This is a genomic window from Mesoplasma seiffertii ATCC 49495, from assembly GCF_000518725.1.
Lineage (GTDB): Bacteria > Bacillota_I > Bacilli_A > Mycoplasmatales > Mycoplasmataceae > Tullyiplasma > Tullyiplasma seiffertii.
In genome coordinates this window covers 215,675-235,281 of record NZ_KI912485.1, presented here as the reverse complement: position 1 = coordinate 235,281, position 19,607 = coordinate 215,675, and the positions used below count along the sequence as shown (strand labels likewise).

General features: G+C 30.0%; 12 protein-coding genes. All 12 read left to right on the top strand.

From position 1 onward, the window contains the following. Position 1 precedes the first annotated feature (1 nt). Entirely contained in the window at positions 2-1,570 is a 1,569-nt protein-coding gene (locus tag L872_RS0102420; RefSeq protein ID WP_027063284.1) for an ATP-binding protein, read from the top strand. Continuing rightward, positions 1,570-2,871, top strand: coding sequence for a Z1 domain-containing protein (locus L872_RS0102415; protein ID WP_027063283.1), 1,302 nt, complete (start codon positions 1,570-1,572; stop codon positions 2,869-2,871). The genes L872_RS0102420 and L872_RS0102415 overlap by 1 nt, the downstream gene beginning before the upstream one ends. Then, positions 2,864-3,622 carry a hypothetical protein gene (locus L872_RS0102410; protein WP_027063282.1) on the top strand — a complete coding sequence of 253 codons (759 nt, stop codon included), beginning with the start codon at positions 2,864-2,866 and terminating at the stop codon, positions 3,620-3,622. Before L872_RS0102415 ends, L872_RS0102410 begins: the two co-directional genes overlap by 8 nt. A 106-nt stretch (positions 3,623-3,728) precedes the next feature. Further along, positions 3,729-5,684, top strand: coding sequence for a DNA topoisomerase IV subunit B (gene parE / locus L872_RS0102405; RefSeq protein WP_027063281.1), 1,956 nt, complete (start codon positions 3,729-3,731; stop codon positions 5,682-5,684). Positions 5,685-5,696: 12 nt separating this feature from the next. Further along, on the top strand, positions 5,697-8,441 hold the full coding sequence (gene parC / locus L872_RS0102400; protein WP_051418435.1) for a DNA topoisomerase IV subunit A: 2,745 nt from the start codon (positions 5,697-5,699) through the stop codon (positions 8,439-8,441). A gap of 35 nt (positions 8,442-8,476) precedes the next feature. After that, complete coding sequence (locus tag L872_RS0102395) at positions 8,477-8,992, top strand: hypothetical protein (RefSeq protein WP_027063279.1); 516 nt, start codon at positions 8,477-8,479, stop codon at positions 8,990-8,992. 110 nt (positions 8,993-9,102) lie between these two features. Beyond that, on the top strand, positions 9,103-11,307 hold the full coding sequence (recD2, locus tag L872_RS0102390) for an SF1B family DNA helicase RecD2 (protein ID WP_027063278.1): 2,205 nt from the start codon (positions 9,103-9,105) through the stop codon (positions 11,305-11,307). Positions 11,308-11,350: 43 nt separating this feature from the next. Further along, positions 11,351-12,502: an N-acetylglucosamine-6-phosphate deacetylase gene (gene nagA / locus L872_RS0102385; RefSeq protein ID WP_027063277.1), complete on the top strand. Its 1,152-nt coding sequence runs from the start codon at positions 11,351-11,353 to the stop codon at positions 12,500-12,502. Beyond that, positions 12,492-13,178 carry an MFS transporter gene (locus tag L872_RS0102380; RefSeq protein ID WP_027063276.1) on the top strand — a complete coding sequence of 229 codons (687 nt, stop codon included), beginning with the start codon at positions 12,492-12,494 and terminating at the stop codon, positions 13,176-13,178. Before nagA ends, L872_RS0102380 begins: the two co-directional genes overlap by 11 nt. An 82-nt stretch (positions 13,179-13,260) precedes the next feature. Continuing rightward, positions 13,261-16,686, top strand: a complete 3,426-nt coding sequence (locus L872_RS0102375; protein WP_027063275.1) for an AAA domain-containing protein — start codon at positions 13,261-13,263, stop codon at positions 16,684-16,686. Positions 16,687-16,699: 13 nt separating this feature from the next. Beyond that, positions 16,700-17,242, top strand: a complete 543-nt coding sequence (locus L872_RS0102370; protein ID WP_027063274.1) for a hypothetical protein — start codon at positions 16,700-16,702, stop codon at positions 17,240-17,242. Positions 17,243-17,664: 422 nt separating this feature from the next. Continuing rightward, positions 17,665-19,590, top strand: a complete 1,926-nt coding sequence (locus tag L872_RS0102365; RefSeq protein ID WP_027063273.1) for a lipoprotein — start codon at positions 17,665-17,667, stop codon at positions 19,588-19,590. The last annotated feature ends 17 nt before the right edge of the window (positions 19,591-19,607 follow it).

The window sequence follows — 19,607 nt, the reverse complement described above, 5'->3', positions numbered from 1 at the left end:
AATGAATAAACAATTTATGAAAACCCCATATAATAGTTTACTTGCTAAAAAAAATGATAACTCTAAAAGTTATTTTATGTTATCTGAATTAATAGATAATTCAATAGGGTCTTGATTTGAAAATAAAATGGACAATGAATTGCAAATAGAAATTTGCATAAACAATGATCTGAAGAAAATAACCGCTGAAGACAATGCCTTTGGAATGAATGAAAACTTGTTGGGTTCTGCTATAAAAATGAATAATGAAACTAGTGGTAATAGTTTAAACATGTATGGCGTAGGTCTTAAAAACTGTGCATTTTGATTTGGGATGGATTTATACATTGAATCAAAGCAAGAAAAAGATTTAGGTTATAAAACTAGTATAGTAATATCTAAAATTGACAATTATAACGATCCAGTGGAATGAGAAGTATTCCCATGCAAAAAAAAGTCTACAGGTACAAAAATTTCTATTGAAAAAATATACGAAGACAAGCTTATTTCAAAAAGAGAGTTTGAGAGAGATATTTTACCTATATTATCTACAAAATACTATAAACATATTTTGGACAATAACATATCAATTAAGCTGATATATATTCAAAATAATGAAAAAAAGGAACATATCTTATCACCCAAAAAAGTAAAGGCTCAAAAAATTGAAAAAGAGTATAAGGAAAAAATCATTGAATTAGCAAATGATAAGCTTACATCAACAAAAATATTAAAAGATTTAAAAGAAAAAGTTATCTATAATGTTCAAAATAATTTGCCTTTAGAATTTGGCTTTCAAGTTAAGTGAAATAAAGAGCATGATATGATGTTTACTTTTGGTATACAAAGTCAAGGAAGTATTGGGAGAGACCAAAATAAACAATTTTTTAATAATTATGGGCTTACAACATATCAAGGTGGAAGAGCAATAAATTTGGCTCCTTTAAATCCATTACCACTTGGAGAATATATTCGTACTAACATTAAAAGGGTATATGGATATGTTGAGCTCGGTGAAATATTTAAACCTGACAATAACAAAAGAGAATTTGTTTTTGGAAAAGAAAAAGAAAGATTTTATGAATTAATTAAAAAAATAGGTGCTGATTTATTAATTTTGGCAGATATAGTTTTTGAGGTAATAGGCAAGAAACCCAAAGTTAATTCTGGTAACACAAATATAGCCGGAAATAAAATTGAAAATACGCTTAATGCCAAAACAAATTTTCATTGAAAAATTAATAAGTCAGGAGCTTTTGTTTCTTATAATGATGGAAGTGCGTTAAACTTTAAAATTTATGAAATATCTACAAATGATCAAAATGCGAATAATTATTTTATTAATGCTTCTCATGTAGAAGGAAATAAGAATGAGATTGAAATTTTTTTCAATATAGATCATCCTATATGAAAGCCTTTGACTTTAGCAAATATGATAGATACAAAGTCGGTACTTTATCCTTTGGTATCAGTAATTGGTTTAGCTGTAATAGATATTAAGACTGAAATTTTGAAAGACTTAATTAATTCAGAAGAAGGTTCCGATTTTCTTTCTATTCTAAATTCCATAGTTAGGTTTACTATTCAATAATGGCAAAAGCAGTTTTTAATATTCGGGATAATATTCTTAAAGATATTGAAAAAATAATTGATTTGAAGCAAAAGCAAAAAATACTTGTTGTTGGACAAGTACAGTCTGGAAAAACAAATTTTATTATGCAATTGTGTGAATGCCTATTGGAAAAAGACTTTGATGCGATAGTTATTTTAGGAGGAACAACAAATAATCTTTTGGACCAGACTAGAGACAGATTTTATAAACATAAGCTTTCAGAAAAATACCAAATAATTGATATTGAAAATACAAGCTACACGAAAATACCTGATAATAAGATAATTATTTCATCTCTCAAAGCAAAAGAGTCAATTACTAAAGTAAATGAAATGATTTACAATTCTTTACCAAAAAAAGTAGCCATTTTTGATGATGAATCAGATTATGCTGGGCAAAATATTCAAAAATATGGTGAAGGTTCTATGCTTTATAAGCTTCTTAAGCAAATGTACGAAAGATTATATAAAGGTGTCTATATAGGAGTTACTGCAACACCATTTGCTGATTTGCTATCAAACGACTCAAGTGACATAGATTATGTACACTTACTCCGCCATAATGCGAATTACACTGGATCACATTTTTTTATTTTAAATAATTTGTACGAAGTAGTTGAAATAACAAGAGAGCAAAGACGTTTGGAAAAAAGCAGCAAAATCTGAATGGAGATCTTAAAATCACATGTTGAAAGAATATATGATTCTAAATTAACAAAAAGTCAATTACTGATTAATAATGACTTAATTACAGATTATCATTCAAAAGCTCGAGACAATATAAACCAAATACTCGATGTTTTTTTAAATTTTGACTTAGAAAGTATTTTTAGTAAAAAATATGAATATGACAAAGTTCGCAAGATTATTTTGGAGCTTAAGGATAATAATTATGTTTTAAATGGAAGCGAAAGCGTGTGAAAAAACGAAACTCATTCAATAATTTCAGGGGGTTATTTAGTTTCTAGAGGATACACTTTTGATAATTTGTTAACATGTGTGATGTTGAATGAGCCAATTGAAAAAAATGCGGCTGATACTCTTCTGCAAAGAGCAAGATGATTTGGGTACAGAAATAATATAGCAAAGTTTATGAAAATATATGTTTCTCAGAAAGTGTATGATTCCTATTTGGAATGTGATGATCTAATTGAAAAAATGGAGCTTCTTATTGATAAAAATTGTGACAATGTTCAAAAAATAAGACATGAAATTAAAAAAATAAAATATGAAAATATAATATTTACGTACAAGGATAAGAGCAGAGGTAAAAATGAATAAAATATATGATTTGAAAGAAATCAAAAAAGTAGACAACTATTTGTTAGTAGAAAATGAAATATCAGATCAAGAAAAGTATTATATAATGAGAATTAACGACAATATAAATGAATTTGATTTGTTAGCAAGTGAATCTATGAACTACTATGGTGATGTTGATTTTTTAGACGCTAAATATGAAGCCGTTTCGTTTAATTCTGATATAGAACTAGAACTTCTTGAAAAAATATTTCTTGTCACAGCTAGTAAAAAGTGAAAACTTAATGAAGCATTGTCAGAGATCTCAAAGCTAATAAAAAGTAAAAAGCGAATTATAACTCTTCAAAATCTAAGATCAGTTTATGCAGAAATTAAAATTATTTTAGAAAAGGGATTAAAAAGTCAAGACTTTGAAAATTCAATTTTTGACTTGTTTGACGCAAAAGAAAACAAATTTGTTGAGGTCAAATCATTTTCTAAAGTAAAAAGGGAAGTTTATTTGTCATATCAACAGTTAACAAATAGCAAAGATGTAGATTTTATTTTTGTAGAAGTTATTGAATCTAATGAAGGAAAAAGTGTATTTGAACTGTATAACTTATTGGGAAGTAGTGACAAACAAAAGTATGAATTTTTGGAAAATTTATATCCAGAAGTATATTCTACAAAATTTAAAATAGGTGAAATTATAAATTATGATGTAAATGATCTTTCAAATGGTTTATCAATGCCCCTAAATGCTATAGATGCAAAATTTAAATTTAAAATATAATTGTGGAAAAGTGGAAAACTTTTTCACAATTTTCTTTTTTACATTTATAATTTATAAATAGACAAAGTTTTAAACTTTGATATTTTGTTATGAAAAGGAGAATACTATGGCAAATACTAAAAATGTCTATGATGAAAGTGCCATTCAGGTTCTTGAAGGTTTAGAAGCAGTTCGTAAACGTCCGGGAATGTATATTGGGTCAACTGATGGACGTGGGTTACATCATTTAGTTTGAGAAATTGTTGATAATTCAATTGATGAGGCTTTAGCAGGTTATGCGACTGAAATTAATGTCGTTTTAGAAAAAAATGGATCAGTGACAGTATCAGATAATGGTCGTGGAGTTCCTATTGGAATGCATGCTACTGGAAAACCAACTCCAGAAGTAATTTTTTCTGTGCTTCATGCTGGAGGTAAATTTGGAGGAAGCGGTTATAAAACATCAGGAGGACTACACGGAGTAGGTTCATCAGTTGTTAATGCTTTATCTAAAAAATTTAAAGTTACGATTCATCGTGATAAACAAATCAACGAAATTGAATTTAAAAACGGAGGGAAGTTATCACAACCTTTAACTCATACAGGAAATACTTATAAAACTGGAACTACAGTTAACTTTTTACCCGATGATGCAATTTTTACAACTACTAAATTTAGCTTCTCAACAATTGCTGAACGTTTGAAAGAATCAGCATTATTAAATTCAGGCTTACAGATTACTTTAAAAGATGAAACTACTGACAAGTATGTTGAATACAATTATGAAAATGGATTACAAGAATTTGTTCGTGAACTAGGAGAAGACTTTAAAAAGATTACTGATCCAGTAACTGTTAAAGGTGATGTTCGTCGAATTGAAGCCGAAATTTGTTTACAATATACTGAAGATTATAATGAAACAGTTTTGGGATTTGCTAACAACGTTAAAACCGGAGATGGGGGAACTCATATTACTGGTTTTAAAGCCGGACTAGCTCGTGCAATTAATGACTATGCTAAAAACACTAAGATTCTTAAAGAAAAAGAAGCGCGTTTGGATTCAAACGATTTACGCGAAGGGTTAATTGCCATTGTAACTGTTAAAATTCCTGAAGATCTAATTGAATATGAAGGACAAACAAAAGGTAAGTTAGGAACACCTGATGCCAAAGCAGCAGTCGAACAAATTACTTATAATTTCTTTAACTTTTGATTAACTGAAAATAAAGTACCAGCAACTAAGATTGTTGAAAAAGCATTATTGGCTCGTCGTGCTCGTGAAGAAGCCCGTAAAGCTCGTCAAGCAATTCGTGATACTAAGGGTAAAAAACAAGGGCGTTCAATGTTAGGAAAATTAACTCCTGCTCAAGGACGTAAAAAGGCAATTAATGAGTTATACCTTGTCGAAGGGGATTCAGCTGGAGGAAGTGCTAAATCAGGACGTGATCGTACTTTCCAAGCAATTCTACCGTTACGTGGAAAAGTAATTAACTCGGAGAAAGCAAAGATTGCTGATTTAATGAAAAATGAAGAAATTAATACAATCATTACCGCGATTGGAGCTGGAATTGGATCTGACTTTGAAATTGCTGATATCAATTACGGAAAAGTTATTATCATGACCGATGCTGATACTGATGGGGCACATATTCAAACATTGCTATTAACATTCTTCTTTAGATATATGAAAGACTTAATTGTTAATAAACATATTTTTATTGCATTACCACCATTATATAAATTGACGTTTTCTGACCGTTCATTTATCTATTTATGAGATGAAGATGAATTAGCAGAATACTCACGTAGTTCTAAAAAGAAATTTGAAATTCAACGTTATAAAGGGTTGGGAGAGATGAATGCTGATCAACTATGAGAAACAACTATGGATCCAGAGAAACGTAAGTTAATCCTTGTAACAATTGAAGATGCCTTGGCAGCTGAAAAAGCCTTTAGAACTTTAATGGGTGAAGATGCTGAAAAACGTAAAGAATGAATTCAAGAAAATGTTAAATTTACATTAGAAGATAAAGTTGCTGATATTATTATTGAACCAGTAGTAACTACAAATATAGAAGAATAGGAGGACACGTAAATGGCTAAAAAAACAATTGACAACAGTAATGTTGAAAATGAAAAAGGAATTGTCGTTTATCCATTAGAAGACTTAATGGGTGATCGGTTTGGACGATACGCAAAATATATTATTCAAGAACGTGCGCTTCCTGATGTTCGTGATGGATTAAAACCAGTGCAACGCCGAATTTTATATGCAATGGGAGATTTAAATTTAACTTCTGAAAAAGCCTATAAAAAATCTGCTCGTATTGTTGGAGAAGTAATCGGGAAGTATCACCCTCACGGAGATACTTCAATTTATGACGCAATGGTGCGAATGAGCCAAACTTGAAAACTAGGAATTCCGTTGATTGATATGCAAGGAAATAATGGATCAATTGATGGTGATAGTGCCGCTGCAATGCGTTATACAGAAACTCGTTTAGCAAAAATATCTAACTTAATGTTAGAAGATTTAGAAAAAAATACGGTAATGTTTGCTCCCAACTTTGATGATTCGGAAAAAGAACCTACAGTCTTGCCAAGTTATTTCCCAAATATCTTAACTAATGGAGCAACAGGAATTGCTGCAGGATATGCTACTAATATGCCACCGCATAACTTAGGAGAAATCATTGATGCAACAATTCGTTTAATTAAAACTCCTAATACCCGTTTAGACTCAATTTTAGAAATTGTTAAGGGTCCTGATTTCCCCACAGGAGGAGTTGTTCAAGGTCGCGAAGGAGTTCGTGATGCTTTTGCAACTGGTAAAGGGAAAGTTATTATTAACTCAAAATGACATGAAGAAAACGGTAATATTATTATTGATGAAATTCCTTATGAAGTTGTCAAACAAGATTTAGTTCGTAAAATTGGAGAAGTTATTGATAATAATCCTGGATTAGGAATTCAGGAAATTCGTGATGAAACTGACCGTACAGGATTGCGTATTGCTATTGACTTAAGTGATAAAGCTAATGTTGAAACTGTTCGTAAGTTCTTATTTAAAAACACCCCATTGTCAGTTTCATTTAACTACAATAATGTGGTAATTGTTGATAAACAACCTCAACAATTGGGAATCATTGACATTATTAAAGCTTATATTGTTCACTATAAAGAGGTCTTTACTCGTCGTACACAATTTGACGTTAATAAAGCTCGTACTCGTTTAGAATTAGTTTTAGGATTAATTAAAGCAATGTCAATTCTAGATCAAATTATTGTCGCAATTCGTGCATCAACTAATCGTAGTGATGCGATTGCTAACTTAGTTAGTCAATTTGAGTTTTCGCAAGCTCAAGCAACAGCAATTGTTGATATGCGTTTACACCGTTTAACTTCAACTGATATTGTTAAATTGCACGAAGAAAAAACTACTTTAGAAGGTTTAATTCAACACTTAGATCAAATTTTAAATAGTGAAGCAGTGTTAGATGCCGAAATTATTGCTCGACTAAAAGAGGTTAAGAAAAACTTCCCAACTCCACGTCGTAGTGAAATGACAGATTTAGTAGAAAGTTTAGAAGTTGAATTCAAAGATACTTTAGTCGAAAAAGAATTTACTTTATGAGTTTCAAAAGACGGTTACTTAAAAGCTGTTGATAATGCCATTGTGGCAAAAAACGATTTAGCGACATTTGGGCGTAAGCCAAATGATTTATGAATTACTTCAACTAAAGTTTCAAACTTAGAGCACTTATTATTAATTTCAAATCAAGGAACTTATTATTCAATTCCATTATATAAATTGCCAATGAGTAAATGAAAAGAAATGGGAGTTCATATTAATACAGTGGCTACCATGGATGGTAATGAAGAAATTGTTTCAGCATTTGTCATTAAAAACTTTGAACAAGCAACTCAACAAATTTTATTAACAACTAAAATGGGAATGATTAAACGTACACCAATTGTTGATTTGGAAACTAAAATCTTTACTCGAGCATTCAAATGCATGAAGTTAACTGATGGTGATCAAATTGTTTCAGCTTCATTAGTGACTTCAAAAACTCGTACTTGTGCAATTATTACTCGTAATGGGTTTGGAGTTCGTTATCATATTGAAGATATTCCTGTTCAAGGAACTAACTCAAAAGGGGTCAAAGCATCAAATCTAAAAGATGATATTATTGTTGCTGGAAAACCATTGGAAACTGATGATGCAATTATGTTTATTACTGATAAAGATAGTATGAAGAAAATTGCTCAAGACGAAGTTCCAATTTATGTTCGCCCAAAACGTGGAGCACGATTATTCCCTGAACGTAAACGTGGAGTGGAATATATTACTTATGGATTTAGTGTCAACGCTAACGACACAATTAAAGTATTAGATCAAAACGATGAGTACAACCAAATTAGTGTCGCCAAAGCTAAATTCTTAGATTTAAGTTCTACAACTGCTGATACAGGAATTCAAGCAATAGTCGCTGCCAATTTAGAAAAAGCTTATCAAGTTACAAATGGTGATTTACCACCCGAATCAGCAAATGGTTCAAATGAAGGTCAAGAATATGTTTCTAAAGCCGAAATTAGAGCCAAACAAGACGCTAATAAAGGTAAAGTAACTGATAAAGTAATTGTTTCAAAAACTGTTAAAGAACAAGGTAAAGAAAAAGCTGCTGAAATTCGGGGAACTGATTTATCAGATTTACTAGGAGATATTTCATCAATTTTAGGAAATGTCACAGCACCTAAAAAAGAAAAATCAAAAAAGCCTAAACAAGACGACTTTGACAAAGTTCAATTGAACTTTGACGATTTATTTGATGAATAAAAAGACTATATTTAAGTTAAAAAGGAAAATATAAAATGCAATATTGTAAATTATGTGGGTTATCAATAAAACCGTATCAAGCAGCAAAAACTTTTTTTGGAGGAGTTGGTATGGGATATCGCTCTAATAACTCAAGCGTAGGTGTTAATTCATTTGGAGGAGTATCTAATTCAGCTCATTTAGGTTGCTATCGAGTATATATTAGCAAAATGAAATTCTACTTAATTTTTTTCTTTATTGGCCTGTTCTTGGGCTTCATGCTTTTAATGCTAGGTATGATGTGATTATTTACTTCAACTAGTTTTGAGTATATTGATGGTGAATTTAAAAACATTGTAAATGAGGCAAAAAGAGCAAAAGGTATTTCTACTATTGTAATCTCAGTTATCCTTATTATTAGTGGATTTATTGCAATGATTTTTGGAGAAATTCGAACTAGAAAGTTTGTGAGAACTGGAAACTTTGCTAATGATTATATTGATAAAGAAGCAAAGTTAATTTATGAAAGTACTCTAAAACAAGCAAAAAAATATTTAGACACTGATGAGTAGTTATAATATATTAAATAGCTAATAAAAGATAGGTTAAAGAAACTTAATTTTTTTAAGTTTCTTTTATTTTGGGTTTGTTTGTTAAAATTAAAGAAAAGCAGGTGTAACATATGGACGATATAAAAACATTAAGAGGTTATATCTTTAAATCATTATATTCAAACGCTGATGGATGAGGAATCGCAATTTTTAGTAGCGAAGAAAACCGTAAGCTACAAATCAAGATTAAGGGAAACATTGGGTTAATGCATACGAAAGTTTTGTATGAGATAAAAGGAAAATTTGAAAGTCACATTAAGTTTGGTAAAACTTTTGCTGTAGAATCTTACAAAGTTGGAGAAACTAATTCATTAGAGCAAACTATTAAATATTTATCTTCAGCATTATTTCCCGGAGTTGGGAAGCGATCAGCTGAAATCATTTGTGACTTTTATAAGATTAATGTTATTCGTAAGATTAAAGAAGACTATGATCAATTATTTCAAATTCCCGGTTTAGATCCAAAACTAGCCTATATTATTCGTCAACAAATGATTGCGATTCAAGATAGTGAACGTCTAACCGAAATCTTTTTTGAAAATGATTTAAAAATTGATATTTTAAATCAAATGAAAAAATATACTGATACTGATGAAGAAATTGAATCAATTTTTAGTAATCATTTTTATGCCTTTGCAATGCGTCGTCGTTTACGTAGCTTTGAAGATATTGACAAAATTGCAGTTTACTTTGGAGCTGACCAATTTGGTCCTGAGCGAGTAGCTTATTGAGCTCAAAAGTTAACAACTGATATTTTAATGCAAACAGGTGATACGTATACTAACAAACAAACTTTATTTAATAAACTTGCGAAAACATTACAGATCGATGATATTGATGTAATCATTCAAGGAATTTTATATGCTAAAGAACACGATTTGCTAGTGTTAACTGAACAACGTATTTATACTTATGAAAGCTATAATGATGAACAAATTATTGCAAATAAAATGCTTGAAATTAATGAACCTCAAAAGTTGGTATCTGATGAACGTTTGGAAATCTTAATTGATGAGGTTGAAAAAAGTATTGCTCGAAGTTCAAAAGATGACAGTTTTAAATATGATGAAGAACAACGCCAAGCGTTACGAATGTTTGCCAATCATAAACTGTTTATTTTAACTGGAGGTCCCGGAACTGGAAAGACTACGGTAATTCGTGGAATGGTTAAATTATTTAATATGCTTTTAAGTGAACCTACGATTGCAATTGCAGCGCCCACTGGACGAGCAGCCTCAAGGATTCGTGAAAGTTCGTGAGAATTACCAGCAACAACCCTTCATCGTTTATTGTGTGCTAATTCCAATGATGACTTTGATATTAATATTAACAATCCTTTGCAACACAATTTATTAATTGTTGATGAGTGTTCAATGATTGAAAACCGTTTATTCTCCCAATTTATTCAATCAATTGGGAATGCTAAAAAAGTTGTTCTTGTCGGAGATGTTAATCAGTTAGCGTCAGTTGGATTTGGAAACATGTTTGAAGATATTATTGATGTTAATCAATTTCCAGTAATGACTTTAAAAAGTATTCACCGTCAAAAGGGTGGTAACGGAATTATTGATTTAGCCTATGCGATTCAAGATGGCAGTTTATCATCATTAGACTTTAACAATTTAACTAATGTTAGCTGTAATTTTACAGATGACGCTGATACTGGTTTAGAAGCTGTTAAAGAGATTTTTAGTTCGCAAAAAGCTGAACTTGAGCAATCAGCTTTGAACTTACAAATCATTGCTCCGGTTTATGCTGGGAAGTTAGGAATTGAGCATTTAAATAATATTATCCAAGGTGAATATAATGAAAATATCTTAGATCAATCAAAAGTTTATGATCGTGGAAGATTTCGCTATACTTTAAAAGATAAGGTTATGTTTTTAAAAAATGATTCCCAATTAGATTTGGCTAATGGAGACATTGGAATTATTGAAACAATTAATTTTAAAGGCGATAAATTTGAAAATGCCTTAGTTGACTTTTCAAGCAATCAAGCAGTTTTAGAAGCAAGTAACTTTAATGATGTTTCGTTATCTTATGCTTGTAGTGTTCATAAAACTCAAGGAAGCGAATATAAGAAAGTTATTTTAACAATTGAAGATGGACGAACATCATTTTTCTTAAATAAGAAAATTCTTTATACTGCCGTGACTCGAGCTAAAGACGAATTATTTATTGTCGGAAGCAAACAGTTATTTTTAAAAGCTGCTAAACGCTTACCGCCTCAAAGAAAAACAACTTTGAAGCAAGTAATCTTACGAAAAGTTAATTAAGGATTATAATTATTAAATAAGATAATATAAGAAGGTAATAAAAATGATTATAAAAAATGCCAAAATAGTTTTAGAAGATAAAGTTATTGAAACTGGTTATCTTGTAATTGAAAATAATAAAATTACGGTAATTCATCAGGGCAATACCGATGAACCTGGAATTGATGTCAAGGGTCAATGAGTTTTACCAGGGTTTATTGATTGTCACGTTCATGGGGGTTATGGAGTTGATTTTGAAACTGGAGATGAACATCGTTTTGAAACTTTTGCGATAAACGTTGCTCAAGAAGGAATCACTAAGTATTTACAAGCATCAGTTACTAACAGTTTGGAAAATAATCAAAAATACTATCAAGAATTTGGGAACTTTATGGCTAACCAAACTCAGATAGGGGCTAAATGTTTAGGCGCTCATATGGAGGGACCATTTATTTCTCCAGAACGTAAAGGGGCTCATGAACCAACACTTTTAATGTCACCAAATATTGCGATTACTCAATCATTAATTGATTTATCAAATAACAATCTTCGAATGGTGACTTATGCGGGAGAGCTTCAAGATGGCAGTTATACTAAGTTTTTGTTGGCAAATCAAATAACCCCTTCAATTGGACATACTAATATGGAAGCCTGAGAATTTGCAAAAGATTATAATTTAGGAGTTCGTCATATTACCCATTTATTTAATGCAATGAGTGGAGTTGATCAACGTCGTCCTGGTTTAGCCGTTGCTGCTTTAAATCATCCTGATGTTCTTGTTGAAGTTATCTCTGATGGAATTCATATTCATCCCGATACTTTGAAACTAATTTACGACCATAAAACTGCAGACCACATTTGCATTATTACCGATGCAATGAACGCCAAAGGTTTACCTGATGGGGAATACAAGCTTGGAGAACTAGAAGTTGTTAAACACCAAATGACAGTTGCTTTAAAAGCAACGGGAGTTTTGGCTGGAGCTGGAGCAACTTATGATCATAATGTGCGAACTTATTATCAAGCTTGTCAAATGCCAATGACAGAATTAATTAAAATGACCTCAATTAACATTGCTAAGCAATTAGGCATTTTTGAAGTAACTGGAAGCTTAGCAACTAATAAACTAGCAGACATTGTTGTTTTAGATCAACAACTAAAGGTCACAATGACAATTGTTGAAGGAAGGATTGTGTATCAAAATCATGAATATTAAAACTTATACCTTTGTAAAGTATCTTGCAACCGTTGCCTCAATATTTTTATTAATTGCCCCATTAACAGTGTTTGTTCAGCTTTGAAAGGGAATCTTTGCTCAACAGTCAACTGCGATAACTATTAGCATTATTTTAGTGGTTTTAGGAGTAATCGCTTTAGGAATTTACATCGGGTTACGTAATTATCTAAAAGATAAGTCAGGATATAGTTATCAACAAAAAGACAAACAAAAATTATGAATATCTTTTGGTAATTATAGTATCAGTGCCTTATTAGCAGTAACTTTAGTAATCATTGAGTTAACAGCTTCTAAACAAGCTGGAATGATTAGTTTCTATGTCATGTATCCATTAATCTTTATATCAATGATTTTGGGAGCAATTTTCGAATCGCTTTCAAGAATTAACGAGCAAATCTTTTTATATCAAAAAGAATATTTAGCAGCTCAAGAAGTTAAACAAGCGAAAGTTAAAAAGCTTATTAATCAACAAAGTGATGCTGAAAAGTTATTAGCAAAATCACCACCTAAAAATCATAAACAAAGTGATCTTGAAGTTAATGAATTTGTTAAACCCAGTGGTTCAGATAAAAATCCTTTTTTAGATGAAGAACTAAATCAAAAACTTAAAGAACAAGAAGACCTTGAGCAATGATTGAATAAAGAGGAAAGATAATTTTCTCTTTATTTTTATTTTCAAAGTGCTGTATTAATTTTATTGCTATAATAATTTTATATTTAAAGAAAAAAGGACAAGTATGGAAAGCAAAGCATTAATCAAGGAATTTAAAACAAGACTCTTATCAACCAATAGAAGAGGAAGCATTTACTATAATAGCTTTATTAAGAGATCAAATACAATTAACCTATTTAAGTTTCAAAAGTTTGAATTGATTCTTAATGGTAAAAGTTTAAAGAATTCTTTAAGAGAAAATTTAATAAATATCGATTTCAGAATTACAAAGGCTGAACCAGATTCAAAAGAATTTATAAAAATAAATAGCTACGCAAAAGAGCTGAAGACAATCATCTCTAAAAATAAATTATTAATATCTGAGCGCAATCAAGATTGTTTTTATATTGGCAAATATTTCATAGAGGGAATGATTTCAAAAAATGATAAAGATTATTTTAGAGCACCATTATTTTTACAAAAAGTAACAATCGAAAAGGACAACTTAAAAGAATTTACTTTTAAAATTGAAAATGATGTTATTTTTAATAATGCTCTAATGAATTTATTAGCTCAAAAGAACTCAATTAAGTGAGATTTTTATGAATACAATTCTGAGGATTTTAAATCAGAAGAATTGACAAGAGATACAATTACAAAATTACTTAATGCTGCAGGAATTAAACTAGTTGATGAGTCTAATTTCATAGCTGATATTTTTAATAACGATTACGAAGATATTAGTTCATCTTCAAAAGTTGATGAAGTTGCAAAGTTCTTAGAATTTAAAAAAGTTGGTTTATATGCTTATCCTGTAAAAGTTGTGGCTATTGGATTATTTGATTTGGCTGCAAGTAATATTTTGGCAGCTTATGAACTAATTGAAAGTGATACTGCTTTTTTTGAGACTCTTGCTGGGGAAGAATACAATTCTTTAATAAAGGCTCAGGAAGCAACAGAGAAAGATATTAAAACTATTTCAGTATTGGATTATTCTCAAAAAAATGCAGTCTTAAATGCTCTGAAAGAGTCTACTTTTATTTTTGGTCCTCCAGGAACTGGTAAGTCACAAACAATTGTTAACTTAATTGCAAATATTATATATAAAGAGAAAAAAAGCCTTTTTATTACAGAAAAAAAAGTTGCTTCCACAGTAGTATACGATAAATTAAATAAACTGAATGAATTTACACTTATGCTTCATAACAATGAAAAAGCAAAAGATGTGCATCAAAAAGTTGCGAATTTATATTATAAAATTCAAAAATTGATACAGGACGATAAACGATTACATGTTAACTTTAATAAATATGATGATGAAATAACTGAAATTTTTAATAAGATTAAAGAATATAAGGTATTAATGAACACTAATGATGGCAATCGATATATGAGCTTCTTAAGAGATGTTTATGAAGTAAAAAGAACTGATGGTATAAGAAAAGAGAATACACTAAGTTTTGAGATAAAATCAGATTTAGATATGATTGTTAAAAATGAATTTTGAATTGATTTAAATAATTTGAAGAATCTTCTTGACCTGGATTATTCTTATAGTAATGTTTGAAAATCTGTTATAAAACAAGAAGCAAGTATGTCAAAGTTTTTATTTAATAAAATTAATTACAATAATATAAGTTCAAATATTTCTTTTTTCAAAAAAAAGAAATATAAAAATTATATTAAGACACAAGAATTTGTAGAGCTTAAGCAAGAAATTGCTGCATTTGCTTATAAATATGAGATAGAGAACGTAATGAAGTTACTATCTTTAATTAAGACTCTCACTCAAAACGAGTTAAGTTTAAGTAGTTTTACAGTTAAAGAAATTTTTATTAATCATTTTGAAAAAATGCATGAGGAAAAGTTGACTTTCATTAATTCTAATTGAAGTTATAAATTGCAGCTATTGTTTAAAAATAAAGCTGAAGCAGATTTAAATGGAATCTATAATCGACATATTAATAATATTGTTAAGATTGTTAAAAATGGTCAATATAATGATGTTGAAACTAATACTGTTAGAAGCGTAGCAACACTATTTAATAGAATGGGAAGAAACATTGAATCAGTTAGAAATCATGTTCGTCTTACTACATGATTTAAAAATTATTATCCAATAATTGAAACTATGTTTCCAATTATTTTAGCATCACCAGAAACAATCGCAAATCACAAGTTGCTGCCGATTGACAAAGGAGAATTCGATTATTGTATATTTGATGAGGCATCTCAAATTTTTACCGAAAAATGCTTACCCGCAATGTATCGAGCAGAAAAATATATAATTTCTGGAGATGATAAACAGTTATCGCCATCTAATTTTTTTCAATCTCGAACTAATATTGAAAACGATGTTGATGATGAAGTTTCCAATTTTGAAGAAGACATTGTAAACTTTTCAAATCAAACGAGTTTAATTGATTTTGCAAAAGGTAAATACCGTAAGTTTATGTTAAGTTTTCATTATAGAAGTAAATTTGAAGAGCTAATTCAGTTCTCTAATCACAAATATTATGAAGGAAATTTAAATGTTATTAGTGATCCAACATTTGAATCAAAACCTATTGAAGTCATTAACGTTGATGGACAAAGAATAAATCGAATAAATTTAGTCGAGGCTGATGAGGTAATCAAGTTACTAAAGAAAATTGTTAAAAAGGATAGCCAAAAAAGTATAGGAATAATTACTTTTAACTCTGAACAACAAAAGCTTATCGAAGATAAAGTTGAATTACTAGCAAGTCAAAACGTAGATATTTATAATATTTATAATTTAAAAGAGCATGGTGAAAGTTTATTTATTAAAAATATAGAAAATGTTCAAGGTGATGAAAGAGATATAATTATTTTTTCAATTGGATTTGCTGAAGACGAAAATGGAAATTTTCGAAATAACTTCGGGCCAATTAATATTGAAGGTGGAGAACGACGATTAAATGTTGCAATAACACGTGCAAAAGAAAAAATGTATGTTGTAAAATCAATTAATTCTGAACGTATGAATCCAAGTCCAAACTCAGTTGGAGCAGTTCATTTTAAGCAATTTTTAGAGTACTGCGAGAAATTGCAGAAGCCAGCAGGATTGTATTCCGATGAAGTTCAAGTTTTGTTAAAAAATCAAACAGAGGTTATAAAAAATACTTTTGATCAAATAGAATTTGATTCACACTTTGAAGAAGAAGTATATGATGCAATAATTAAAATATTGCCTCCGGAATTATCTTTAAAAACACAAGTAGAATGTTCGGGATTTAAGATTGATCAAGCAATATATCATTCTGAACTTAATAAGTACATATTAGCGATTGAGTGTGATGGGTGATCATATCACTCATCGGAATATCAAAGACAACGAGATGTAGAACGTCAAATTTTTTTAGAAAATAGAGGTTGAAGGTTTAAACGCATTTTGTCTACTCAGTGGTGAAATAAGAATTCATTAATAAAAGAAAGTTTCATAGATTCTATAAAAATGGAAATTTCTGAATATTTAAAGACCATAAATTAGAAAGAGGTAAAATATGCAAGGATGATATTGATTATTGATTATAGGAGTTATTATATTTATTCTTTTCATAATTTTTATTGCGGCAATTGGCGATAGCAAAGAAAAAGAATATTTCTATTCCAAAGTAGAAGCAATAATATTGGAAAATGTTATTTTGTTATTAGGAGAAGAACATATTTGAAATGATGAAGAAATTTTGGAATCGCTGAAAGCTGAAATTCAAAACTCAATAAGAGATAATCGCAAAGGAGCTTATTCTATAAGACCTTCAGTAACTAATAGAGGTCCCAGAAAAATGATTGAATTAAAAAAGATGGTGAGTTCAGCGTTGGAAAGAGACCGTGCAAAGAATTTCTCTGTGTCTAATTTTAATAATGATTTCATTTCACCTGAAATTTCAGTTAAGTCTTCAGAAACACCTTTGACTTTCGATAATATTCAAAAAAGTAATAACAATAAGATTATTACATCAAATAATAAAGTATCATCTTCAACGAGTAAAGTATTGCCAACTTATAAAAAAACAAGTGGTAATAAAAGCAGAATTATAAAATAAAAAGTAATATTATTTAAACTTAATGACATTTAATGTTGATATATTTTCTTATAAAAAAAGTGGTACTTTAATATTTATGAACTAGTCGATATTTCCTTGACTTGAATTTTTCAATCAGCTACATTTAAATTATGCTATTCATTATAGGTGATCAGCAATAAGTTTTTATAAAAATGTCAAAGATAAATACACATTATAAGTTTATATTTGGTAAAATATAAATTACAAAAATGCTTTAAAATTGTTAAAAAACATTAAAACAGGAGATTTTGTCCCGAAATGGGACAAACTCTTGTTTTTTTTTTTTTTTGTTAGATTAATAGTTGAGCGTTAGTGCCATAAAGATCAAAAACTGAATATATTAAGAAATTTTTTTCACTATTTAAGACACTTAAATACGCGTTGAAAAGGAGAGAATGATTATGAGAAAATTATTATCAATTTTAGCAGCAATTGGAATTACTACGGGGGCAGCAACAACAGTTATCGCCTGTAAATCCCAAACAAGTGATAACAGTGATATTTTGGCAGCCATTTCTGATCTAACAATTGGTGTAGATCAACAACAAACAATTTTAATTCAAACAACTAGCGGAAATCCTCTTTTAGGCGATTTAACAGTATCATCAAGTGCAAGTGAGATTGTAAGTGTTAAAACTAGTTCGGCAAATAATGCTGAGATCTCTTTAGTGGGACTAGCTGTTGGAAAAGCAACAATTACTGTAGCAACATCAGAACAAAACAAAATTGAGTTTAATGTTGAGGTTTTAAAAGTAGCGATTCCAATTATTCAACCAATCAAAGATCAAAAAATCTTTGCCGATGATAAGGGAAATCAATCAGTGACATTTACTTTAAACATTACTAAACCAGCTAATGATAAAAGTACTTTGGAAATTAAATCTGAACCCCCAAAATATGGGGAAAATGTATATCCTCAAAAAGATGCCGTAACTACTGCTGAGATCAGTGGAGACCAAGTAACTCTCCATTGAAATCAAGCTAGTGGTTTAGGTCAAGATAAAGTAACAGTTAGCTTTGGGCAAGCAAAACCAGTTACTTTTAAAGCAAGTGTACTTAACCGTAATCAACCAATTGCAAATCCTCCTGGCAAAGGAAAAAGTGCTTATTGAGATTGAAAAGAAGCTAATCCTAATCGTGAGAAAAATGATGTTATTCCGCAAGTAGCCAAAAATCCTAATACTTATTTTTCACCTTATATTGATGCTGCCTTATATCAAGGAGATCAAGTTAAAGAAATAATTCAACAAAATAAAAACTTTGATCATTTAACTTTAGCTTTTGCAGCTCAAGATGCTAATCAAAAAGACAAACTAGATATTTCATTTGCTGGAATTGACAAAAGTACCAATGCTGAATGAGAAGCATATTGATGATATCTAAATAGAAAATTAGTTCCCGATATTTTACAACCATTAGTTGATGCTGGATTTTTCAAAAATACCAAAGTTTCATATGGAGGTTACAATGCCTGTATGGAAGCAGAAACTTATTTACCATGAGTTATTGCTAATAAGTTAGCAAAAAATAATGCTCAGGCAGCTCAAAACATGTTAGAAACAGCCTTAATAGGGTTCCAAAAAGAAATTGCCGATTTAGTTAAACAACCAATGACTAAAGCCATTGACTTTGATATTGAAGGACATGCTCAAGGTGATGAGTATAACGAAGATACTCGTTTATTAGCGAGAACACTAGCAGGAATGGTTAAAAAAGATAAAGAATGAGACTTTTCATTAACTGTAGCTGTTTTACCTGAAGGACTAGTTGAAGGACCTGACAAAGGTTATCAAGTAGTAGATGCTTTTATTGAAGAATACAAAAAAGCTGGTGTTGATATTAAAAACTTACCAACAATTAACCCAATGGTAATGGATTATGGAAATCATATTTATCAAGAAGCAATTGATGATGGTTTAACTAATGCTGATTTAGCAATTGCAGCAATGGAATCAACAAAAGTGCAAATGGTTAATTCAATTAAGAAACATTATGGAGTAGAGTTATCAGATAAAGATGCTTACCAAATGATGGGAGTAACTCCAATGAGCGGAGTTAACGATACTGAAGTTGGAGTCTTTACCTTAGAAGATGCTAAAGAAATTTATAATTGAGGACATAAAGTGGGAATTTCTTATATTTCAATGTGATCAATTAATGATGATCGTGGACTTAGTTCTGCAGTTTATATTGACCCAGACAGTTATCCTGAAGGAGTTCTTGGAGGTCAAGCTGGAAACAAATCTCAAACAACTCATGGTCTTTTATACTTAAACGAGTATGACTTTACTAAAGCTTACACTGGAGACTGAGTTGCTTTAAAATAATTGTCACTAAATCACAG